Origin of the sequence: Cellvibrio japonicus Ueda107, from assembly GCF_000019225.1 — a bacterium.
In the GTDB taxonomy this organism is placed as follows: Bacteria; Pseudomonadota; Gammaproteobacteria; order Pseudomonadales; family Cellvibrionaceae; genus Cellvibrio; species Cellvibrio japonicus.
The window spans coordinates 1,118,320-1,139,662 of record NC_010995.1 but is presented as its reverse complement, the minus strand read 5'-3'; the positions used below and the strand labels follow the sequence as shown (position 1 = coordinate 1,139,662).

The window sequence follows — 21,343 nt, the reverse complement described above, 5'->3', positions numbered from 1 at the left end:
TGCCAGCCAGGGGAATGGTCTCTAAGATGCCCCCTCGCGACTTCCCGGACGAATGCCCATGCCTGAGGCTCCCCACCAGAAACATCCACTCTTCACAGCCATTGTGCGCCCCGGCCCCAGCCAGTTATTGGCGCTGGGACTGGCATTGTTAATGCTGGTGCTGACAGGCCTGGATACCTGGTTGTTCGAATGGCTAAAACTGGAAAAAGTGCGGGTCAGCGATGGCGAGTTATGGCGGCTGCTTACGGCCAACCTGGTTCACTATGGGTGGAGCCACACCCTGATGAACCTGGCTGCCTTGCTGGTGGGCAGTTATGCGCTGTTCCTGGATTATCCCTGGCAGCGCTTTGCCCTGCTGGTGCTTAGTTGTAGCTTGTCTGTCGGCCTGGGAATGTGGTTGTTGGACAGTGATTATGGAAGCTATGCCGGTTTTTCCGGGGTAATGCATGGCTTGATCCTGGCGGGTATCATTCACAGCCGTGCCCATCCCCTCTGGTTGCGCCTGGCCGCTTTCGCCATTGTGATTGCCAAGCTGGTACAAGAGCAAAGCCCCGGTTATCAGGCCACTGATTTGCAAGCGATGCTCCCCGTTCCCGTCGCTGTAAACTCACATGTGTATGGCGCCTGTGCCGGTGTGCTTATCGCCATTATTTATGAATTGCTTGATTACAGGATTTCATCGACAACAAAAGATTAAGGAGGCACAAGATGCAGGGTTCGCCTGGCAATGCTATTGATTATTTCCTCGAAGGCGCACGGCTGATCAGTAAACCGGGGTTTCGCCGTTTTATTTTGATTCCCCTACTCGCCAATCTGGTGATTTTTGTCGTGCTAACCATCGCACTGTTTAATGCATTCCAGGATTTCTTTGTACAAATCCTGGAATGGACACCCGGCTGGCTACATTGGTTTACCTGGATACTCTGGCCCCTGGTCGCCTTTTTATTTTTGGTGATTTACGGCTATAGCTTTAATGTCATCACCAATTTTATTGCTGCCCCTTTTTTCGGAATACTGGCCGGCAGGCTGGAGAAACACCTCACCGGCGTGGAGCCACCCGATGAACCCTGGGGCGAATTGATTCCCCGCACGCTCAAGCGGGAGCTGACCAAACTCTGGTATTTTATCAGCAGGGGATTGCTGGTATTACTGGTCTTTATTGTGTTGTTTTTTATTCCTGGCCTGAACCTGCTCGGCGTTTTTATTGCAACCCTGTGGAGCTGTTGGTGTATGGCGGTGCAGTATGTGGATTATCCCGCAGACAACCATAAAACTGGCTTCCGCCCCCTGCGCCGTAAGCTCAACCGCTTGCCACTGACCAGCTACTCCTATGGTGGGTTGATTTTGCTGGGGAGCATGATTCCACTGATCAATATAGTGGTCACCCCGATTGCTGTGGCAGGTGCCACTCGCTATTGGGTGGATGAATTGCGCCATCTGGATACCAGCCATTAATTATCCTCGTCGTCGTCACCATCATCGACGATGACATTACCACCGGCTTCCTTGGCACGATCCAGGTATTGGATGGCCAGCGCAATCTGTTCATCCAGGCTGCTGCCCAAATGGGCAGTCACGCCAGCACTGAAATAGAAGTGCTGCATTTCGCCCTGAATAGAAAGTGGCTCAGCGGCCAACAACTGCTTGACCTTGCTTAAAAAGGCGACCGCCTTTTCATGATCCAGGCCAGGCATAACCACAAAAAAATCATCGCTATCCGCACGTGCCAACAGGAAGCGCCCCAACATCTGTTCAAGCCGGCCAGCAATGTATTTCAATGCCTGATCGCCCCCATAGTTGCCATAGCGGCGGTTAATGTCACTGAAGTGATCAATATTGATCACTGCCAATGAGAGGGGAGCCGATTTTTCCTGTGCCTGGCGATAGAGTTCGCGTGCCGAATTGAAAAAATAGGAGCGGTGATACAGGCCTGTGAGATGGTCGCGCTGGGCGCTATAGGTGATCTGTTCGATTAATTCCAGCGCTTCAATGTTGTGGATAATCCGACAGTAAAACTCTTCCGGGTGGAATGGCTTGCGTAAAAAATCATTGGCGCCATGCTTGATAAACTTGGCCGATAATGCCTCGCTACTTTCACCCGATACCCCGATCATGATCAGGTCGGTTTTGTCGTATTTGTAACGCAGGTTGCGCACCAGCTCGAAGCCATCCATGCGCGGCATGTTGTAGTCAGTGATCAAAAGTTTAATGTCCGGATTATCGAGCAGGACTTTGATAGCATCTACACCATCAACCGCCTCCAATACCCTGAACAAATGGCGCCTGAACAAATTGGCCATATGCTTGCGCGACACATCGGAATCATCCACCACCAACACGCTGATCTGCTGGTTTTTTTCCAGGCGATGGATCATTCCTACCGCTTTGCTGTAGGCATAACGCCCCTCTTTGGTAACATAATCCACGATACCTTTGGCAAAGAGCTGCTCGCGACGCTGTTCATCGTAACTGCCGGTCAACACAATCGTGGGAATTTTATGGCCAATGGTGAAATCCACAATTTCACCATTGGCGGCATCGGGCAGGTTGAGATCAACCAATGCTGCAAAAAATTCGCCGGGGAACTGGTCGTATATTTCCCGGGCTTGCGCCAGGCTGGTGGCATAGAGGGCTTCGTAAGACAGCGCGGCGCTTTGCACTAAATGGCGCAACACTTTCATCACCATATCGCTATCTTCAACGATCAGGATTCTTTTCATTATTTATTTACTCAACAAACGACCACAAGGGTTTATTGAGTGTAGCCAAAATCCGCCAGAACGCATTTAGCCCCAGCGATAACCGGCAATCCAGGTATTGAAAAACAATCCCTCATAAACCTGTTGTGCAGGCTGCCCCGCCGCACTGGCCGCACCAAAACACACCAGTAATGGCAATAGGTGTTCCTCGCGCGGATGGCTGAATCTGGCTTGGGGTCCCGCCTGCCAGTGCACCAATTGCTGCTCGGTAACGGCGACATCGGTCTCGCCCATGGTCCCGGATAACCATTGGTGGAATGCAAGGCTCTTGGGAGTGACCGCGGGGTCGCCCGAAAAGAATGCACGCATATTGTGGAAACTCATCCCCGACCCCAGTATCAGTACGCCTTGCTCACGCAAGGGAGCCAAGGCCTTGCCAATGGCAATATGAAGTGCCGGTTCGAGTGAATGCACCAGTGATAGCTGTACTACGGGAATTTGTGCCGCGGGATAAGCCAACATCAGCGGTACAAAGGTACCGTGGTCGTAATCGCGCTCAGCGTCCAGCTGCGCCGCAATCCCCTGCAATCGCAATAAATCAAGAACCTGTTGCGCCAGTGCCGGACTGCCCGGCGCCGGGTAGTGAAACTCATAGGATTCCGCGGGAAAGCCATAATAGTCGTAGAGCATGCCCGGGGCTGCTGCACTGGAAATACTCGCCAGGGGCGCTTCCCAATGCGCCGTAATCACCAGGATCGCCTGCGGCTCAGGCAGGCTATGGGACAGGTTGCGTAAAAACGCCGCCAGGCTGTGGTGATTGGCATCGCCTAACAGCGGCATGGGGCCACCGCCATGGGGAACAAAGACCACGGGCATTACCTGTGCCATACATACCTCCGGCAGATATCAGGGAATCAACCGCGGCGATGTTCGCGCACCGACTCGTAAATCGCCGCACCGATAATAATAGCCCCCCCGATCAGGGTAGCCTGGTCAGGATATTCATTCAGGATCACTATTTCGTAACCCACCGCATAAACTGGCTGCAGGCATGTGACCAGGCCGACCGTCTTGGCCTTGAGATAACGCAGTGAATGGCCAAGCAGGCTGTGGGTAATGGCGGTGAAAAATACCCCCAGCAATATCAATAGCCACCAATCCTGGCTGGTGGGTTGATGGGGAGAAAGCCAGATCACCGGGGTCATCACCAGTGCAACAATCAATACCTGGTAACTCATGGAGCGGGATGCCGATTGACCGCTGAACCAATGGCTGAGCAGGAGGTTGCGCACGGCAAAAGTCAGTGCAGAAATGACGCCCCAGATGACCCCCTGGGTCATGTTGTTGCTGATATCAAACTCCGGCACCAGGCAGTAAATACCTATTACCACCAGGAAGCCGCTGACCACATCGCGCCAATCCAGCCGGGTGCGCTTGATCCAGGGCTCCAGGAACACCGTGACCACCGGATAGGCATAGAGCGACAGCATCCCCACCGCAATATTGGCCACCTGCATGGAGTAGAAAAAACTCACCCAATGCAATGCCAACAGTATGCCCAACACCAGCATGCGCCAATAATCGCGGCCACTGTTAAGGCGGATATGGCGCTCGCGCCAGGCGACCCAGGCAAAAAGTACCAGCGCGGCAATCCAGGTGCGATAACCGGTAATATCCCAGGCGGGCAAGGCAATAATTTTGGAAAAAAGCCCGGTGGCCCCCATCAGGAAGGCCGTCAGATGCAGTGATATCCAGGCAGACTTATGCGATGACATTCAATATTCCGAAACGCAAGACCCCGCCGCGGCGGGGTCAGTCAGATTAATGACGTGGACGGCGGCTGCGATTGCCGCCAGGGCGATTGCCCACCGAGCGATTGCTGTAACGTTCCTGGTGGCGCGAGCGCGGCGGCAAGGCCGGCAGCTCAGGCGGCAATAGCAATAGGATCTCGGGCGGCTGCTCACATTTAATGGGCTTGCCCAGTAGTTTTTCGATGGGCTCCAGGCGCAGGGCATCGTCTTCGCAGGCAAAGCTGATGGAGGTACCACTCTTGCCCGCACGGCCAGTGCGGCCGATCCGGTGCACATAATCTTCCGGCTCTTCCGGCAGGGTGAAGTTCACTACGTGGCTGATACCGCTGATATGGATACCGCGACCCGCCACATCGGTGGCCACCAGCACCTTAATATCACCATTCTTGAAGGCATCCAGGGTGGACACCCGCTTATTCTGGGTAATCTCACCAGAGAGCAGTCCCGCCTTGATGCCATGGCGCAGTAACTTTTCGTAGAGATCGCGGCATTCATCGCGGCGATTGGCAAACACAATCATGCTCTCCGCATGCTCCTGCTGGATCAGGTTATAGAGCAGTGTGTATTTTTCTTCGGTAGAGACCAGATAGACATGTTGATCCACACGCGCGTTGGCGACCGACTCGGGTTCGATTTCGATAGTAACCGGCTTGTAGGTCCACTGTTGCACCAGGTTGTGCACATCATCGGTAAAGGTAGCGGAGAAAAACAGGGTCTGGCGATCTTCCCGGTGCGGTGTCTGGCGCACGATCTGGCGCACCTGGGGAATAAAGCCCATATCAAGCATCCGGTCGGCTTCGTCGATAACCAATACTTCAAGCTGGTCCAGGTACACATCCTTATTGCCACAGAAATCAAGCAATCGACCGGGAGTCGCCACCAGGATATCCACCAGCGTTTCATGCAGGCGGCGTTGCTGCTTGGTGTAGTCCATACCACCCACCAGCGTGTGTATTTTCAAATCTGTATATTTGCACAGTGCCTTGGCATCCTCGGCAATCTGGATCACCAGTTCGCGCGTGGGCGCAATCACCAGTGCGCGCGCCTCGCCGGCATAGCGTTTTTCCGTGATCGGGTTTTTCAGCAGGTCATCGATAATCGCGGCCAGGAAGGCGGCTGTTTTGCCGGTACCGGTTTGGGCTTTGCCGACCACGTCCTTGCCCTGCAAGGCATGGGGCAGGGATTGAGCCTGGATTGGCGAGCAATATTTGAATCCCACATCGGCGATGGCGTGCATCAATTCGGGGGACAAGTCGAAGTCATGGAAGCGGGTTTTGCCATCGACAGGCTCTACAGCAAACTCACTGATATCCCAGGGCGCTGCCGGCACCGGTGGTTTGGCAACCCTGGTATGGCGTGGCGGACGCGGGTTGGCAGGGTTATCCCTGGGTTTCTCGGCCCTGGAGCCCTCAGCGCCAGGTTTCTCGGAGCGCGGCAACCTGTCGGTAGCCGGTGGCGAGACGCCCGCCTGCCTGGCGCCGGCTTGCCTGGCCCCACGCCCCTTGTTGCCCCGGTTCTTGTTACGCGGATGCTTATCGTCGCGATTACCGCCACCCTTGCCCTGGTCTGCGGTCTTCTGTGTTTTTCCCGGTGCCTTGGCAGCATCCGATGGAGAGTCACCCGATCCGATGAGTTTCTTAAAAAATTTTCCGATCAATCTTGTCACCCGGTGATCTGTGCAGGCAGGCTGCAAAATGAATGGCAGAGGCCGGCTGGAAGCCTATCGATCATCCAGCGGCTGGCGGCTCAAATGTTGCGCGAGTATACACGAATCGTCAGACAATCATGGGGTTCCAGCGTTAGAATGTGGGTACTTTTCCGCTTCTTTTCTTCCCTCATCAAGGAGTTTCTATGCGTATCCAGTCGTTACAGCATGTCCCCTTTGAAGATATCGGCAGTATGGCGCAGGATTTTGACGCACGTAGCTATCCGGTGTTTACGACCCATTGGTATCGCGGAGACCCGGTGCCTGCACTGGATAGCTTCGATGCACTGATCGTTATGGGCGGCCCCATGGGAATTTACGATGAGGCTATCCACCCCTGGCTGGCCGAGGAGAAAAAACTGATCAGGGAGGCGATCCAGGCGGGTAAGGTTGTGCTGGGAATCTGCCTGGGCGCACAGTTGATTGCCGATGTGCTGGGCGGCCCGGTTACACGCAATCCCCATAAGGAGATCGGCTGGTTTCCACTCAGCCTGGTGCCCGGTGCTGAACAAAACCCGGTTGCCCTGGTACTGGAGCGCTACCCGGAGGTCTTCCATTGGCACGGTGATACCTTTGCAATTCCCCCCGGCGCCCAATGGCTGGCACGCAGCCAGGCCTGTGCCCACCAGGCGTTCTGCTACGGCGATAAGGTGTGGGGCTTCCAATTCCACCTGGAGACAACACTGGCGTCTGCCAGCGCCCTGGTTGAAAACTGCGCGGATGACCTGGACGGCTCCACTTATAGCCAGGACGCTGCCAGCCTACTCGGTAACACCGAGCGCTTTGAGCGAATCAACCAGGCCATGAGCGAGGTCATCAACATTATCTTTGCAGGCCGTTAACAGGCCCCGGATAATCAGGTTCCTAGGCAGATACACTAAAGAAATGCCCCACCAGCGCCGTCAGCCCCATGGCGGCGGCGCCCCAGAAACAAACCCGCAAGGCTCCCTGTAATACCGATGCCCGCCCTACCCGCGCCGCCAAGCCCCCCAAACATGCCAAAGCCACCAGGGACACACCTAACAAAACCCCCTGCATCCATTGGATAGGCGCAAACATCACCACCAGCAAGGGGATTGTCGCCCCCAGGGCAAAGCTGGCAGCCGAAGCCAATGCCGCTTCCAGCGGGCGGGCAGAGGAATGCTCGGTAATTCCCAGTTCATCGCGGGCATGGGCCGCCAGGGCATCGTGAGCCATCATCTGGCGCGCCACCTCTTTCGCCAGATTACGGGTTAGCCCCCGTGCGACATAAATTTCCTCCAGCTCCCGGTGCTCCGCATCCAGGTCCTCTTCCAGTTCGCGAATTTCCCGGCGGATATCCGCCTTCTCGGTATCGGCCTGGGAGTGTACGGATACATATTCCCCCGCGGCCATACTCATGGCACCCGCCACCAAACCGGCAACCCCGGTCAACAATACCGAGGATGCCGAGGTTCCCGCCGCGACCATCCCCATCATCAGGCTGGCCGTAGAAATAATGCCATCGTTCGCCCCCAACACAGAGGCACGCAACCAACCCAACCGCTGTGACGTATGTATCTCATGGTGTCGCATAAAAATCCCGCAAATGGAAGAAATCACTAGATAACGCTGGAGTCCATTGCCCATGCCAGCACCCAATAATAGCCGGCAGCATAGCTAACGCCGGAGACAACACCAAATAATGGGCCACACAGGCATCCGAATAACCTTTAGGCATCAACATTTCATTACAAGATGTTATTTGACAGACTGGTTGGTCTGTAATTTAATGCCGCCCTGTTTCACACAGGTTTTGCCTGTTGAGACGCGGTTACTGATCCATCGCGGTTAGTCAATGAAGGGAGCCAGCTCATGAAATCCACCACGATTGACGCCTATACAACCGATAGCCAGCCGGAAGCGGCGAATACCGACACCAGCGCGCGCACAGCCGACACCACCCGTATCGCAATACCCCTGCCAGGAGGGACCATCATGAAAAAAGCGGTAGCACCCAGCTACGATTGCCCCCGTGACGACTTACAGGGGTTTGCCTGGCAAGAAGAAATGCGTCATCGCCGTGTCCGTTCCGTGGCACAATTTTTCTTCCTGATGGGCAGCCTGTCTCTGTGTCTGGCAATGGCTGCGCATTGGTGGATTGGTTTCTAACCCGAGCCCTGTCCATGGCCACTGAACGCAACGCTGAACAAACCCGCACCCGTATCCTGGAAGCTGCCAGTGAGGAGATTTATCTCAACGGCTACCAGGGTATGCGCATCGAAGCCATCCTGCAGAAAACCAACCTCGCCAAAGGCGCCCTCTACCATCACTTCCCCAACAAGCTGGCGCTGGGATATGCCGTGGTGGAAGAAATCCTGATGCGCGACTTCCAAAACACCTGGAACAGCTTTATCGCCGAAGAGCGCGACCCGCTCACGGCCATGCAAAAATTATTTGCGTGGAAAACCGAACATTTACAGGAAGAAGCTGAATTTAATGGTTGCCCGGTCAATAACCTGACCCAGGAAATGTGCGCGTTGGACCAAGGTTTCCAGCAGCGGCTGAAAAACCTGGTAGAAACAGTTATCGGTGCCGTAACCGCTGCCCTCGCCAAGGGCCAGGAAGATGGCTTTGTGCGCCGCGATCTCAACCCGCGCCAAACAGCCCTGTTCATGCACTGTTGCTACCAGGGCATTATGGGAACAGCCAAGTGCATGCAGTCTACGGATATGCTCCCCGAATTATTTGCCAGCCTCAGCGCCTATGTGGACGAGCTGCGCGCCCGCCCCTGCTGCGATTCCCATTAAATAGCCCCTTTTTATTGTTACACCGTTTATTGTTAAGTGCCCCAATGCAATAGGCCCCTTGGCAGGGGCCTATTGCATTGGCGGCAACCTTAATGACTAATCATCCAGGGCCGCATGGACGGAAACATTTTATTGCCTTCGGCTGTGTAAATCAGGTTGGATTTACGGATAGGTTTATCACCGCAACCACAACCCTTCCCATGTTTGTGTTCGCGCCGCGCTTGTTGCTCGGCGCGATAATCCGGTGTCGACAATACCGGCGCATGCTGTGCCGTTTCATTGCGCGTATGGGCTGCGCGCAATTCCTGTTTCATGGCCAGGAACTCCGGGGCCAGCATAATGACGCGGGCACAGGGTTTGCCACAGTTCGGGCACGCCATAGGCTTATTGGAATCCTCCATCGAGGCCAATTCATAAAATAAACCATGGTCAGCACACTTGTAGTCGTAGACAGGCATTTTTTCCCCTCAAAATCCCACTGGAAGATTATTGCTTAACAAGCAGTGAAATGCTGCTGTACCTTACGGGCGCCGCTACAACATGCCCATGGGAATACAGCAGCACGCGCTGTTTATGACTTGTCTGGCGAGAGAGGGACATCCATGCCCGGAGTTACTTTCCTGGTCGGCCCCTCTGCACTGGGATTCACATCGAAATCAAAGATATCCGTCGGCAACCACAGGGTGGCGCAGGCATTGGGAATATCCACCACTCCCGAAATATGCCCCTGCACCGGCGCGCAACCGAGGATCGCGTAAGCCTGGGCTTTTGAGTAACCAAACTTGGTTAAATACTCGATGGCATTCAGGCACGCCTGGCGATAGGCCACATGTACATCCAGGTAATGTTGCTCGCCATATTCATCCACAGAAATCCCTTCGAAGATCAGGTAATCGTCATACTTGGGTGCCATAGGACTGGGTTTGAAAATCGGGTTTTTAATCCCGTACTTGGCCATACCGTCTTTGATCAGGCTCACGCGCAAATGAATCCAACCGGCCATTTCGATAGCGCCGCAGAAGGTGATCTCGCCATCGCCCTGGCTAAAGTGCAAATCGCCGACAGACAAGCCACCGCCTTTGACATAGACCGGGAAATAAATTTTGGAACCGCGCGATAAATCCTTAATGTCGCAGTTACCGCCATGTTCGCGCGGCGGCACGGTGCGCGCTGCTTCCGCGGCAGCGGACTTGGCTGAGTCAGCTGCCATCTTGCCCATGTGTGCGGTATCGGCATAGGGCAAGGTCGCCAGCGCCGGTACGCGATCAGGCTCGGTATCGTAGAGTTCTTTTTCGCGTTTGTTCCACTCCTGCAACATCTCCTTGGAAGGCAGGCAACCAATCAGTCCGGGGTGGATCAATCCGGCAAATTCCACATTGGGCACATGGCGGGATTTGGTAAACATCCCGTTAATATCCCAGATGGATTTTTGCGCTTCAGGAAAATGTTCAGTCAGGAAGCCGCCGCCATTCTTCTTGGAAAAGAAACCGTTAAAGCCCCACAGGCTTTCCTGGAAGGCACCAATATCGAGGATATCCACCACCAGCAAATCACCCGGCTCCGCTCCCTCCACACCGACAGGGCCCGACAGGAAATGCACCTGAGACAAATCCACATCGCGCACGTCGTCCGCCGAATCATTATTGGCAATCTGGCCGCCCGTCCAGTCGTAGCACTCGATAATAAAATCATCACCGGGTTTCACCGTTGCAGCCATGGGAATATCCGGATGCCAGCGGTTGTGAATCATAGGATTTTCGTAAGGCGATTTTTTCAAATCTATTTTGATAATTGTTTCAGCCATGGTACTGACTCCTGGTGAGGGTTGGACAAGGGTGTCACTCGACCATGCCAGTATCCGCGCGCATCACCGGGCCAACAATACGACAAATAGCCAGCGCCACTACGCCATTTAACGTATAGACAAACACATGCCCGGTTTCTGTGTCGTTGATTCATGATGCGATTGTGCAAAGACTGTGACTCTTGCCATAGGTGATGAACCTCAACCCAGGGCCCAAGTCTCATCGGTGACTTAAACAAACATCGAGGTTATTTATGAACACCAAGACAAGATGGGTAAAAGTGATCGGGATCGCCGGTATCCTGCTCAACTGCCTGGCAACAACAGTATATGCCGCCGACCAACAGCGCCCGCCGCGGGAAGACCATGGCTTTGGTCCACCGCCAGAAGCCATCAATGCCTGTAGCGGACTTGCCGAGGGTGATGTGTGCAGTTTTACCGGGCGCAACAGTGAAACCCTGGCCGGCCAGTGCGCGACACCACCGCGTAACACCGATACCGCGACACTGGCCTGCCGCCCCGACAATATGCCCGAACCACATCAACGCCCGCCGCGTGACAATGGCGATGCGTAAATTACCCGCGTAAAAAAACCGGTCAGCGCCCGAGAGACGCGCTGACCGGTCAAAAACAGCCCTATCTGGGTGAGTGTTTATGCAACAAACGGTTATACCGATAAATAGGAAGCCACCTTGGCTTCATTAACTGTCTCACGCAATTCCTCGTGAACTATCTCGCCCTTTTCGATCACCAAAATCCGATCGGCAATATCCAGAGCAAAACTCAATACCTGTTCTGATACCACAATGGACAGGCCGCGCTGGTCGCGAATCATTTTCAGGGTGCGCGCCATCTCGCGGATAATCGATGGCTGTATGCCCTCTGTCGGCTCATCGAGCAACAGCAATTTGGGATCGCTCGCCAGGGCGCGCGCAATTGCCAATTGTTGCTGTTGTCCACCCGACAGGTTGCCGCCGCGCCGATTGCGCATTTCCAGCAATACCGGAAACATATCGTACAGTTCTGGTGGCACGCTCTTGCGTTTGGTGGTGGTCAAACCGGTTTCGATATTTTCCTTAACCGTCATACTGGAGAAGATCATTCGCCCCTGCGGCACAAAACCAAAACCGTTGGCAACCCGCTGGAAACTTTTTAACTGGCTTACTTCCTTATCTTCCAGTTTGACGCTGCCGCCGCTGCTCGGGATAACCCCCATCAGCGATTTCATCAAGGTGGTTTTACCCATGCCATTGCGCCCCATAACAGCGACAATTTCACGCGGTTTAACCGTGAAATTCAGTCCGTGCAGCACTTCGCTCTGGCCATAACTCACACGATAATCCGAGACGGTTAACATAAAAGGCTCTCCACTGTCAGCATTAATGGCCGAGGTAAACTTCAACCACCTTGGGATCATTTTTCACTTTATCCACCGAACCTTCGGCGAGGATCCTGCCCTGGTGCAACACTGTCACCTTATCGGCGATCTGGGCAACGAATTGCATATCGTGCTCAATCACAATCACCGAGCGATCCTTAATGATGCTGCGCAACAGTTCCGCCGTTTGCTGGCGCTCACCCACCGACATACCGGCAACCGGTTCATCCAGCATCAGCAGCTGCGGGTCTTGCATCAGCAACATGCCAATTTCCAGCCATTGCTTCTGCCCGTGACTTAGCAGCTCTGCCTGGGTATCGAGGAAATCGGCCAGGAAAATTTTCCCGGCCACTTCGCGCACCTTGCTGATCACCTCGGCATCGCGTTTGAACATCAGCGCACCAAATACCGAGCGCCCGCGGGGAAATGAAATCTCCAGGTTTTCAAACACCGTCAGGTCACCATAGATGGACGGGTTTTGGAACTTGCGCCCTACCCCGGCTTTTACAATGTCATGTTCGCGCAGCCTGGTGAGTTCCCGGTTGCGGAATTTGATCGAACCCTCTGTGGCTTTGGTGCGCCCGCAGATCAAATCCAGCACCGTGGTTTTACCGGCCCCGTTAGGGCCGATAATCACCCGGATTTCATTTTCATCGACATAAAAGCTGAGATCGTTGACCGCTTTAAATCCATCGAAGGAAACGGTGAGGTTTTCCACCGCCAGCACAAAGTCGGTATTACTGGGGCTCATGGAGGACTCCTTGGGGTAAGGATGAAGACGGGACAGGTGCCGCAGGTTTTACCGGTGCCGGGTTATTCCCCAAACCGGGATTTTCCGGTGGCCTTGGTAAGACAGCGGATTTTTGCTTACCCAGGCCGGCCAGCCAGGCGTCCACTTTCGGCCCCACATAGGTGTTGTATAAACCGGCCAGGCCATTGGGGAAGGCCATGACGACGGCGATAAACAATCCACCCATGGCAAACAACCACAGCTCGGGAAAACTTTCCGAGAACGAGGTTTTAGCGTAGTTAACGATCAAGGCACCGTAGACGGCACCAACAATTGACAAGCGCCCACCTACCGCACAGAAAATCACCATCTCAATCGAAGGCACAATGCCCACCAGGGTCGGCGACATAAATCCCACTTGCAGGGTAAACATGGCACCGCCAACCGCGGCAAAGACAGCGCCGATACAGAACACAAAGATCTTGAAGTTGGACACGTCATAACCGGAGAAGCGCACACGATCTTCCTTATCGCGCATGGCCACCAGTAAGCGCCCCAATTTACTCTTGCGAATAAATTGCGCGATAAACAGGCATACGAACAACAGCACCACACAAAGGTAATAGAAAAAATATTTGGCGCTGTCGGTGCGTATATCCCAACCCTGCAGGGTGCGCAAATCGGTAATACCGTTGACACCCCCGGTGTACCCCTGCTGGCCGATAATCAGAATGGTGAGGATAGCCGCCAGTGCCTGGGTAATAATCGCAAAATACACACCACCGACGCGGCGCTTGAACATAGCCACACCAATGATGTAACCAAAAAGGCAAGGCACCAGGATAATCGCCAGGAGCGTGAATCCGAAACTGTGGAAGGGCTCCCAGAAAAATGGCAATTCGGTAATCTGGTTCCAATCCATAAAATCGGGGATACCGGGTGTGGATTGGATTTTGGTGCTCTCAGGGTCGGAGGCTTCCAGTTTTAAAAACATTGCCATGGTGTAACCGCCCAGCCCGAAGAATACCCCCTGCCCCAGGCTCAAGATACCGCCGTACCCCCAGCACAGCACCAAGCCTACCGCCACGAAGGCGTAGGTCAGGTATTTGCCCACCAGGTTAAGGCGGAAAATATCCAGCGACAAAGGGAGAACCACCAACAGGATCAGCGCCAGGACGATAAAACCGAGTATGTCGTTCCTGGGCATGAGTGAACCCAAACCTTGATAAGACATGATGCAAGACTCCTCTTTAACGACGCACTTTCAAGGTGAACAAACCTTGTGGGCGCAACATCAGGATGAACACCACAAACAAGAGCGTGAGCACCTTGGACATGGAGCCGCTCAGGAAAAACTCCATCGCCGACTGGGCTTGGGAAATACTGAAGGCCGAGGCAATAGTACCGAGCAAACTCGATGCACCGCCAAAGACAACGACCAGGAAGGTATCGACAATATACAGTTGACCGGATGTCGGGCCGGTGGAACCGATCATGGTAAAGGCACTGCCCGCCACACCGGCAATACCGCAACCCAGCGCAAAGGTCATGCGATCCACGCGCGCGGTATTAATACCGACAGCACCGGCCATCGCCCGGTTTTGCACCACTGCGCGCACCTGTGTGCCCCAACGCGAGCGGTACATTAAAACGGCGATGGTGAGGGAAATCCCCAGCGCCAGGCACATCACAAACAAACCGTTGATAGGCAATTCGATGCTATCGGTTAATTGATAGGAGCCCATCAGCCAATCCGGCAGGGTGACACCGACTTCGCGCGCGCCGAATACGCTGCGATACAGTTGTTGCAGAATCAAACTCAAACCCCAGGTCGCCAGCAGGGTATCCAGGGGGCGGTTATACAAATGGCGAATCATCGCCCATTCCACCAGGGCGCCAAGCAGGGCAGCGGCGATAAAGGCCAGGATCATGGCGATGATGAAGTAAATACTAAACAGGTCGGCAAAATAACTCGCAAACACATTGGAGGTCAGGTAGGTCACATAGGCACCGAGAATCATAAATTCGCCGTGCGCCATATTAATCACACCCATCTGGCCAAAAATAATGGCAAGGCCCAGGGCCATTAACACAAAAACCGAAAACAGAATCAGACCGGCCACGCCCTGCATGGCGAAGATCGATAACAATTCCGAAGTGCTGTATTCAGCGAACATGGCGGTGCCCCCTCGATGGCGAATTGGCAGTTAATCGGTAACACAACAATTTATTAACAACACAACAGCGGGCTGCAAAGCACACTGCCAGCCGCACGGCTGGCAGTGTTCAGGGCGATTATTGGTAACCTTCGGGGAAGGGGTTGGGTTCGATCAATTCTTCTGTTTCAAACACCACATCGTATTGGCCATCGGTGCGTGCATGGCCTATGCGGGTTTTCGACCAGAGGTGATGGTTGGGGTGAATCTTCACATAGCCTTCTGGCGCAGTGGTCAGCTCAATGCCGGGTGATGCCGCGCGAACTTTATCGATATCAAAGGAGCCGGCTTTTTCTACTGCCGCCTTCCACAGCCAGGGACCGAGATAGGCCGCCTGGGTTACGTCGCCGATAACGATGTCTTTACCGTATTTGGCTTTAAAGGCTTCCACAAACTTCTTGTTGTTGTCGTTGGGCAGGCTTTGAAAATATTTCATGGCGGCATAAGCACCCACCATATTCTCACCGCCAATGCCCAGGATTTCATCCTCGGTCACGGAAATGGTCAGCAGCAGGGGCTTTTCTTTAGTCATATCGATACCGGCGGCTTTCAATTGCTTGTAGAAAGCCACGTTGGAACCGCCGACCACAATGGCATAGATCACGTCAGGTTTTCTCAACTTAATCTTGTTGATCACTGAGTTGAATTGGGTATGGCCCAATGGGTAGTACTCCTCGCCCACCACGCTTAACCCCAGCTTTTCAATGTGTTTGCGCGCAATCTTGTTAGAGGTGCGCGGCCAAATATAATCAGAACCCAACAGGTAGAAAGACTTGGCGCCCTTGTTTTTTACCACCCAGTCAATACCGGCAATAATTTGTTGGGTGGCTTCCTGGCCGGTGTAAATCACATTGGGCGATTGTTCCAGTCCCTCGTAGAAGGTCGGGTAATAGAGCATACCGTTGTACTGCTCGAAAATCGGCAATACCGCTTTACGCGATGCCGAGGTCCAGCAGCCAAACACGGCCGCCACCTTATCGTTCACTAATAATTTTTTGGACTTTTCCGCAAAGGTAGGCCAATCGCTGGCGCCGTCTTCCTGGATAAATTCAATTTTGCGGCCGAGCACACCGCCCATCGCGTTGATCTGCTCAATCGCCAGTTTCTCGGCTTGTACAGAGCCGGTTTCGCTGATTGCCATGGTGCCGGTTACCGAGTGGAGTATGCCCACCTTGACGGTAGTATCAGTCACCGCCAGGCCGGTGGTATTGACCTCTGCCATCACCGCGGATGAAAAAGCCACAGAGGCGGCAAGGCCAAGCAGGCATTGTTTCATGCCCGATCTCCAATTTAAAAAGGGTCGCGCGTTTAGCATGGTCGTTTTCATGGTTTATCCCCAGAGTGTTGAATTAACGGATGTGGTACACAAGCGGTCGCAAAGCCATTCCACTGAGTCATTCAACGATCGGCCTGAAGCTGGCCGTTCGCCACACTGGTCACTCTAGGGATGCGCAGCCGGGCGCACCATTCGATAAATGCCCCAGAGCACTACGTCATTTAACGCATAGCCCTTGGCGCAGCAGCTACGTATTTTCTTCTGCCAAGGAAAGGTTGCTCTCTGCCAGCGCGCCATGCCAGCGAACATAAAAGTTGGTACAGCATTTGAGAGTAAATGGGAGGAACAGCAGGAAAGCGGTTTCAGTGCCACACCAGCACAACCGAAAAAACCGTGACGTCGGAAAAATTGCACCAAATCAAACAAACATACCGGAGCAGCGCACAACAAAAGCGCAAAAACCTCAAGGGCTCAGCTATAGCGCCCCTTACATACATTAAGCAGGAGTTTCGCAGGATCTGCGGCCAGGATGGACATTGACTAACCGAGATGCGCCAGCCCTATGACTGCCAAGCAGCACATATTCCGCGTCAGGCGTAATTACAACCAATGGGTTGCCAACCAAACCCTGGAAGATTACGCCCTGCGCTTTACCGCCAAGAGCGCGCGCCGCTGGTCCAATGCGCGCGTCGCCACCACGGCATTGGGTGCAATATCCTTTCTTGCGCTTGAGGCGATTGGCGGAGCAATCACCCTGCACTATGGTTTCAGTAATGCCGTTGCTGCCATTTGCGCGGTCAGCCTGATTATTTTTCTCACGGCTATCCCGATCAGCTACTACGCCGCCAAATACGGTGTCGATATAGACCTGCTGACGCGCGGTGCGGGTTTTGGCTATATCGGCTCCACCATCACCTCCCTGATCTACGCGTCATTCACCTTTATTTTTTTCGCCCTCGAAGCCGCCATCATGGCCATGGCCCTGGAATTATTATTTGATATCCCGCTCGCCTGGGGTTACCTCATTAGCTCAGTGGTGATTATTCCACTGGTTACCCACGGCATTACCTTTATCAGCCGTTTCCAGTTGTGGACCCAACCCTTCTGGGTGCTGCTGCAACTCATACCCTTTGTGTTCATCATCTATGCCGATGCCAGCTCTGTGGAAAATTGGACCGAGTTTGCCGGCAGCGATAACCAACACCAGGGATTGAATATTTTATTTTTTGGCGCCGCCTCTGCGGTGGTGTTTTCATTGATTGCCCAAATTGGCGAGCAAGTGGATTTTTTACGCTTCCTGCCCACCCCCAAGCCGGGCCAGCGCTGGCGCTGGTGGGCGGCACTCATTGCAGGCGGGCCGGGTTGGATTGTGATTGGCACTATTAAAATCCTGGCCGGTTCGTTTCTCGCGGTGCTGGCCGTGAATCACGGCATCACCGGCGAGGATGCTGCCGATCCGACGCGTATGTATATGGTTGCCTTCAGCTACATTGCCAGTTCACCGGAGGTTGCGCTCTGTGTGGCGGGCATTTTTGTCATTATCAGCCAGCTTAAAATCAATGTGACCAACGCTTACGCCGGTTCCATTGCCTGGTCGAATTTTTTCTCGCGTTTGACCCATAGCCATCCCGGCCGGGTTGTCTGGCTGGTGTTTAATGTTGCGATTGCGCTGCTGTTGATGGAGCTGGGGGTCTACCGCGCCCTGGAGCAAACCCTCGGCTACTACGGCATCGTTGCCGTTGCCTGGCTGGGCGCGCTGGTGGCCGACCTGGTGATCAATAAACCGCTGGGCTTGAGCCCGCGCCATATCGAATTCAAACGCGCCCACCTCTACGATATTAATCCCGCCGGTGTGGGCGCCATGCTGATCGCCTCGGTATTGGGCATCCTGTTCCACAGCGGTATTTGCGGCGCTATTGCGCAGGCGCTGTCACACTTTTTGACCCTGGCCGCCGCGCTGACTGCCGCGCCCTGCATTGCCTGGGCCACCAAAAGCCGCTATTACCTGGCGCGTCCGCTGGTGGTCGATACCAGTGACCTCGAAAGCCTGCAGGGCACAGTGACCTGTTGTATTTGTGAACATAGGTTTGAGCGCGAAGATATGACCCACTGCCCCGCTTATGCCGGCCATATCTGTTCGCTCTGTTGTTCACTGGATGCGCGCTGCCAGGATTATTGCAAGCCCGGCGCTAATTATTCACAACAGCTGGCACTGATGTTCAAACGCTTTTTGCCACAGCACTTTAGTGCCAACATCAATTCCCGCCTTGGCCATTTCATTATCCTGGTGCTGGTCATCAACGGTCTCTCGGCTATTTTGCTCTCACTGATTTATTTCCAGACACCGATCGATGCGCCCGAAACCGCCGCGCTGTTAGAGGCCACACTCTGGAAAGTATTTTTCCTGTTGGTGATTATTACCGGTGTGGTGAGCTGGCTGTTTGTACTGGCTCACGAAAGCCGCGTAGTCGCACAAGAAGAATCACAGCGGCAAACCCGTTTGTTGATGGAGGAAATCGAAGCCCACGAGCGCACCGACCGCGCCCTGCAAATTGCCAAGGAACAAGCCGAAGCGGCCAACCTCGCCAAGAGCCGCTACCTCACCGGCATCAGCCACGAATTGCGCTCACCGCTGAACGCCGTACTGGGCTATGCGCAATTGCTGGAAATGGACCCCAGCATGCCAGCGCACCGGCGCGAAGCCCTGGGTGTGATTCGCCGCAGCGGCGAACACCTGGCCGATTTGATTGAAGGCTTGCTGGATATTTCCAAAATCGAAGCGGGCCGGCTCGACCTGCACCAGGACCAGGTTCGCATCAATGTGCTGATAGAACAGCTGGTACATATGTTTCGCTTGCAGGCGCAAGCTAAGGGACTGGATTTTATCTTTGAATGCCGCGATAAATTGCCCGAGCTGGTAAAGACCGATGAAAAACGCTTGCGCCAGATTTTAATTAACCTGTTGTCCAACGCGATTAAATATACCGCGCAGGGCAGCATTACCTTTAAGGTGCGCTACCGCAGCCAGGTGGCGGAATTTACCCTTATCGATACCGGTGAGGGCATAGCCCCGGAAAATATCGAGCGGATATTCCATCCCTTTGAACGGGTGCGCCACCCTAATTCCACCACTACCGGTACCGGCCTCGGCTTAACCATCACGCGTTTGCTGAGCGATATTATGGGGGGCGATATTGCCGTCACCAGTACCCCCGGCAAAGGCAGTACCTTTAAAGCGACGCTGATGCTGGCGCGCATCGATCATCGCATTCCCGCCCTGGACATTCCTCCCGTGCAAACCATTTACGGTTACCAGGGCCCTGTGCGTCGCCTGCTGTTGGTCGATGACGAAGATTCACATCGCCAATTGATCCGCGCCATGCTATTGCCCCTGGGTTTTGACATTATCGATCTGCGCAATCCGCTACTCGCCATCGAGCAACTGCACACCAGCCAGACTGCCGGCAGCGCACCGGATTTATTAATGCTCGATGTTTCCATGCCCGGACTGAGTGGCTGGGAGCTGGCGCAGCAAGTGCGCGACGCCGGTTTTAAACAGCCCATCATTATGGTGTCTGCCGATGCCAGCGAAGGTAAAAACCTCCATTGGAACAACAGCAAGGAAAATACCTTGCTGCACCAGGCCTATATCATCAAACCGGTGCGCCTGAATTTGCTGCTCGATCACATTGGCAAACTCTTGCAACTCGAATGGCGCTACGAAAAAGCCGTACTCAGCGCCGCATCCACACCGGCAACCGATCCCGTGCTGATTCATTTACCTGCCGAAGAACACCTGGATGACATAGCGCGGCTGGCCAGTATCGGCCACAAGAAAGGACTGCTCGACAAAATCCACCAACTGCGCAGCACTCAAGCCGCCAGCGATGACTTTATCGATAGCCTGCAAAAACTCACCAACCACTTCCAATTCGACAAAATCCTCGAATTGGTTAACACCGATAGCCTGGAAGATGCGGAGCAAGAGCCATGAACCTGAACACCGGAATTGCCACTGCCAAATCCCATCACGCCATCGCCCTGGTGGTAGACGATAACCTGGACAGCATCCATATGCTGAACGACACCCTGGAGGCCGCCGGTTTTACTGTGCTGGTCGCCCTGGAGGGTGCCCAGGCGCTCACCATTACCAAAAATATTCGCCCGGATATCATCCTGCTCGATGCGATCATGCCGCACATGGATGGCTTTGAAACCTGCAAGCAACTCAAGCGCCAGCCACCGCTCACCGATGTGCCCATCCTGTTTATGACCGGTTTAAGCGATACCGAACACGTGGTCATGGGACTGGGCGCCGGGGGCGTGGATTACATCACCAAACCTATCAACACCCACGAACTGATTGCGCGCATGCGTGTGCACCTGGCCAATGCGCGCATTGCCCAACAGGCGCGCCGCGCGCTGGATTCCGCCGGGCAATTCCTGTTTACCATCGACCTGGAGGGGCAATTACTCTGGGCCACGCCCCAGGTATACGAACTGCTGGCCGATGCCGAGATCACGACACCGGAACTGACCCTGGCCGACCCTATCCACCAGCAGCTGCGCGAATGGCTCAGCCACAAGCCGGAGAGCGGGCGCCAGCTACCGCTAAACCTCAACAGCCAGGGCCTGGGCATCGAAATGCTCAACCTGGTGGACAAACGGGAATACCTGCTGCGCCTGCACCAGCGCGCCCAACCGGAGGATGAAACCCAAAGCCTGCGCCAGCAATTTGCCGTCACCGGGCGCGAGGCTGATGTGCTGCGCTGGATTGCCAATGGCAAGACCAACCGCGAAATTGGCCAGATCCTCGATATGAGCCCACGCACCGTCAACAAGCACCTGGAGCAGATCTTCAAGAAACTTGGCGTAGAAAACCGAACTTCGGCCGCCGCCGCTGCCATCAAGTGTCTGAGTAAACCGTAAAGCCATGGGAAGATGACAAAAGCGCAT

The 21,343-nt window shown here is 54.3% G+C and carries 20 protein-coding genes; 8 read left to right on the top strand and 12 right to left on the bottom strand.

Annotated features, from left to right (window positions below; all coding sequences use genetic code 11):
- Positions 1-58 precede the first annotated feature (58 nt).
- Positions 59-697, top strand: coding sequence for a rhombosortase (gene rrtA / locus CJA_RS04770; RefSeq protein WP_012486622.1), 639 nt, complete (start codon positions 59-61; stop codon positions 695-697).
- 11 nt (positions 698-708) lie between these two features.
- Complete coding sequence (gene cysZ / locus CJA_RS04765; RefSeq protein ID WP_012486621.1) at positions 709-1,455, top strand: sulfate transporter CysZ; 747 nt, start codon at positions 709-711, stop codon at positions 1,453-1,455.
- Here cysZ and CJA_RS04760 read toward each other — a convergent pair.
- From CJA_RS04760 to rhlB, 4 genes are all read right to left on the bottom strand, one after another.
- Entirely contained in the window at positions 1,452-2,720 is a 1,269-nt protein-coding gene (locus tag CJA_RS04760; protein WP_012486620.1) for a response regulator, read from the bottom strand. The genes cysZ and CJA_RS04760 overlap by 4 nt on opposite strands.
- A 66-nt stretch (positions 2,721-2,786) precedes the next feature.
- Positions 2,787-3,587, bottom strand: coding sequence for a DODA-type extradiol aromatic ring-opening family dioxygenase (locus CJA_RS04755; RefSeq protein WP_012486619.1), 801 nt, complete (start codon positions 3,585-3,587; stop codon positions 2,787-2,789).
- 26 nt (positions 3,588-3,613) lie between these two features.
- The gene (locus CJA_RS04750; protein ID WP_012486618.1) at positions 3,614-4,474 is read right to left on the bottom strand and encodes a DMT family transporter; all 861 of its coding nucleotides are present in this window, start codon (positions 4,472-4,474) and stop codon (positions 3,614-3,616) included.
- Between the two features lie 46 nt (positions 4,475-4,520).
- Entirely contained in the window at positions 4,521-6,167 is a 1,647-nt protein-coding gene (rhlB, locus tag CJA_RS04745; RefSeq protein ID WP_392397690.1) for an ATP-dependent RNA helicase RhlB, read from the bottom strand.
- Between the two features lie 194 nt (positions 6,168-6,361).
- Here rhlB and CJA_RS04740 point away from each other — a divergent pair, with 194 nt between their 5' ends.
- On the top strand, positions 6,362-7,057 hold the full coding sequence (locus CJA_RS04740; protein ID WP_012486615.1) for a type 1 glutamine amidotransferase: 696 nt from the start codon (positions 6,362-6,364) through the stop codon (positions 7,055-7,057).
- Positions 7,058-7,079: 22 nt separating this feature from the next.
- Here the strand turns inward: CJA_RS04740 and CJA_RS04735 are convergent, their stop codons facing one another.
- On the bottom strand, positions 7,080-7,769 hold the full coding sequence (locus CJA_RS04735; RefSeq protein ID WP_041552002.1) for a VIT1/CCC1 transporter family protein: 690 nt from the start codon (positions 7,767-7,769) through the stop codon (positions 7,080-7,082).
- A gap of 279 nt (positions 7,770-8,048) precedes the next feature.
- On the opposite strand from CJA_RS04735, the gene CJA_RS04730 reads away from it, so the two are divergent.
- Positions 8,049-8,345, top strand: coding sequence for a hypothetical protein (locus tag CJA_RS04730; RefSeq protein ID WP_041551097.1), 297 nt, complete (start codon positions 8,049-8,051; stop codon positions 8,343-8,345).
- A gap of 14 nt (positions 8,346-8,359) precedes the next feature.
- The gene (locus tag CJA_RS04725; protein WP_041551095.1) at positions 8,360-8,983 is read left to right on the top strand and encodes a TetR/AcrR family transcriptional regulator; all 624 of its coding nucleotides are present in this window, start codon (positions 8,360-8,362) and stop codon (positions 8,981-8,983) included.
- Positions 8,984-9,072: 89 nt separating this feature from the next.
- Here the strand turns inward: CJA_RS04725 and CJA_RS04720 are convergent, their stop codons facing one another.
- Positions 9,073-9,441: a zinc ribbon domain-containing protein gene (locus CJA_RS04720; protein WP_012486612.1), complete on the bottom strand. Its 369-nt coding sequence runs from the start codon at positions 9,439-9,441 to the stop codon at positions 9,073-9,075.
- Positions 9,442-9,554: 113 nt separating this feature from the next.
- Entirely contained in the window at positions 9,555-10,787 is a 1,233-nt protein-coding gene (fmdA, locus tag CJA_RS04715) for a formamidase (protein WP_012486611.1), read from the bottom strand.
- Positions 10,788-11,041: 254 nt separating this feature from the next.
- On the opposite strand from fmdA, the gene CJA_RS04710 reads away from it, so the two are divergent.
- Positions 11,042-11,362 carry a hypothetical protein gene (locus CJA_RS04710; protein WP_012486609.1) on the top strand — a complete coding sequence of 107 codons (321 nt, stop codon included), beginning with the start codon at positions 11,042-11,044 and terminating at the stop codon, positions 11,360-11,362.
- Between the two features lie 92 nt (positions 11,363-11,454).
- On the opposite strand, the gene urtE is transcribed toward CJA_RS04710, so the two are convergent.
- From urtE to urtA, 5 genes are all read right to left on the bottom strand, one after another.
- Positions 11,455-12,144: an urea ABC transporter ATP-binding subunit UrtE gene (gene urtE, locus CJA_RS04705; RefSeq protein ID WP_012486608.1), complete on the bottom strand. Its 690-nt coding sequence runs from the start codon at positions 12,142-12,144 to the stop codon at positions 11,455-11,457.
- Between the two features lie 22 nt (positions 12,145-12,166).
- The gene (urtD, locus tag CJA_RS04700; protein ID WP_012486607.1) at positions 12,167-12,916 is read right to left on the bottom strand and encodes an urea ABC transporter ATP-binding protein UrtD; all 750 of its coding nucleotides are present in this window, start codon (positions 12,914-12,916) and stop codon (positions 12,167-12,169) included.
- Positions 12,903-14,129: an urea ABC transporter permease subunit UrtC gene (urtC, locus tag CJA_RS04695; RefSeq protein ID WP_012486606.1), complete on the bottom strand. Its 1,227-nt coding sequence runs from the start codon at positions 14,127-14,129 to the stop codon at positions 12,903-12,905. The genes urtD and urtC overlap by 14 nt, the downstream gene beginning before the upstream one ends.
- Positions 14,130-14,145: 16 nt before the next feature.
- Complete coding sequence (urtB, locus tag CJA_RS04690) at positions 14,146-15,072, bottom strand: urea ABC transporter permease subunit UrtB (protein WP_012486605.1); 927 nt, start codon at positions 15,070-15,072, stop codon at positions 14,146-14,148.
- Positions 15,073-15,190: 118 nt separating this feature from the next.
- A complete protein-coding gene (gene urtA / locus CJA_RS04685) occupies positions 15,191-16,387 on the bottom strand; it encodes an urea ABC transporter substrate-binding protein (RefSeq protein ID WP_012486604.1) in 1,197 nt (398 codons plus the stop codon).
- 562 nt (positions 16,388-16,949) lie between these two features.
- On the opposite strand from urtA, the gene CJA_RS04680 reads away from it, so the two are divergent.
- Positions 16,950-20,381 (top strand): hybrid sensor histidine kinase/response regulator, encoded by a 3,432-nt coding sequence (locus CJA_RS04680; protein WP_012486602.1) that lies wholly within the window; start codon positions 16,950-16,952, stop codon positions 20,379-20,381.
- On the top strand, positions 20,378-21,316 hold the full coding sequence (locus CJA_RS04675; RefSeq protein ID WP_012486601.1) for a response regulator transcription factor: 939 nt from the start codon (positions 20,378-20,380) through the stop codon (positions 21,314-21,316). The genes CJA_RS04680 and CJA_RS04675 overlap by 4 nt, the downstream gene beginning before the upstream one ends.
- The last annotated feature ends 27 nt before the right edge of the window (positions 21,317-21,343 follow it).

Bases quoted from the DNA above. Each gene is read 5' to 3' on its own strand.
- urtA (WP_012486604.1), bottom strand. From the start codon at position 16,387: ATGAAACAATGCCTGCTTGGCCTTGCCGCCTCTGTGGCTTTTTCATCC.
- fmdA (WP_012486611.1), bottom strand. From the start codon at position 10,787: ATGGCTGAAACAATTATCAAAATAGATTTGAAAAAATCGCCTTACGAA.
- cysZ (WP_012486621.1), top strand. From the start codon at position 709: ATGCAGGGTTCGCCTGGCAATGCTATTGATTATTTCCTCGAAGGCGCA.
- CJA_RS04760 (WP_012486620.1), bottom strand. From the start codon at position 2,720: ATGAAAAGAATCCTGATCGTTGAAGATAGCGATATGGTGATGAAAGTG.
- CJA_RS04735 (WP_041552002.1), bottom strand. From the start codon at position 7,769: ATGCGACACCATGAGATACATACGTCACAGCGGTTGGGTTGGTTGCGT.
- CJA_RS04680 (WP_012486602.1), top strand. From the start codon at position 16,950: ATGACTGCCAAGCAGCACATATTCCGCGTCAGGCGTAATTACAACCAA.
- CJA_RS04730 (WP_041551097.1), top strand. From the start codon at position 8,049: ATGAAATCCACCACGATTGACGCCTATACAACCGATAGCCAGCCGGAA.
- CJA_RS04725 (WP_041551095.1), top strand. From the start codon at position 8,360: ATGGCCACTGAACGCAACGCTGAACAAACCCGCACCCGTATCCTGGAA.
- urtC (WP_012486606.1), bottom strand. From the start codon at position 14,129: ATGTCTTATCAAGGTTTGGGTTCACTCATGCCCAGGAACGACATACTC.
- CJA_RS04710 (WP_012486609.1), top strand. From the start codon at position 11,042: ATGAACACCAAGACAAGATGGGTAAAAGTGATCGGGATCGCCGGTATC.
- CJA_RS04755 (WP_012486619.1), bottom strand. From the start codon at position 3,587: ATGGCACAGGTAATGCCCGTGGTCTTTGTTCCCCATGGCGGTGGCCCC.
- CJA_RS04675 (WP_012486601.1), top strand. From the start codon at position 20,378: ATGAACCTGAACACCGGAATTGCCACTGCCAAATCCCATCACGCCATC.
- CJA_RS04740 (WP_012486615.1), top strand. From the start codon at position 6,362: ATGCGTATCCAGTCGTTACAGCATGTCCCCTTTGAAGATATCGGCAGT.
- rrtA (WP_012486622.1), top strand. From the start codon at position 59: ATGCCTGAGGCTCCCCACCAGAAACATCCACTCTTCACAGCCATTGTG.
- urtE (WP_012486608.1), bottom strand. From the start codon at position 12,144: ATGTTAACCGTCTCGGATTATCGTGTGAGTTATGGCCAGAGCGAAGTG.
- CJA_RS04750 (WP_012486618.1), bottom strand. From the start codon at position 4,474: ATGTCATCGCATAAGTCTGCCTGGATATCACTGCATCTGACGGCCTTC.
- urtB (WP_012486605.1), bottom strand. From the start codon at position 15,072: ATGTTCGCTGAATACAGCACTTCGGAATTGTTATCGATCTTCGCCATG.
- CJA_RS04720 (WP_012486612.1), bottom strand. From the start codon at position 9,441: ATGCCTGTCTACGACTACAAGTGTGCTGACCATGGTTTATTTTATGAA.
- urtD (WP_012486607.1), bottom strand. From the start codon at position 12,916: ATGAGCCCCAGTAATACCGACTTTGTGCTGGCGGTGGAAAACCTCACC.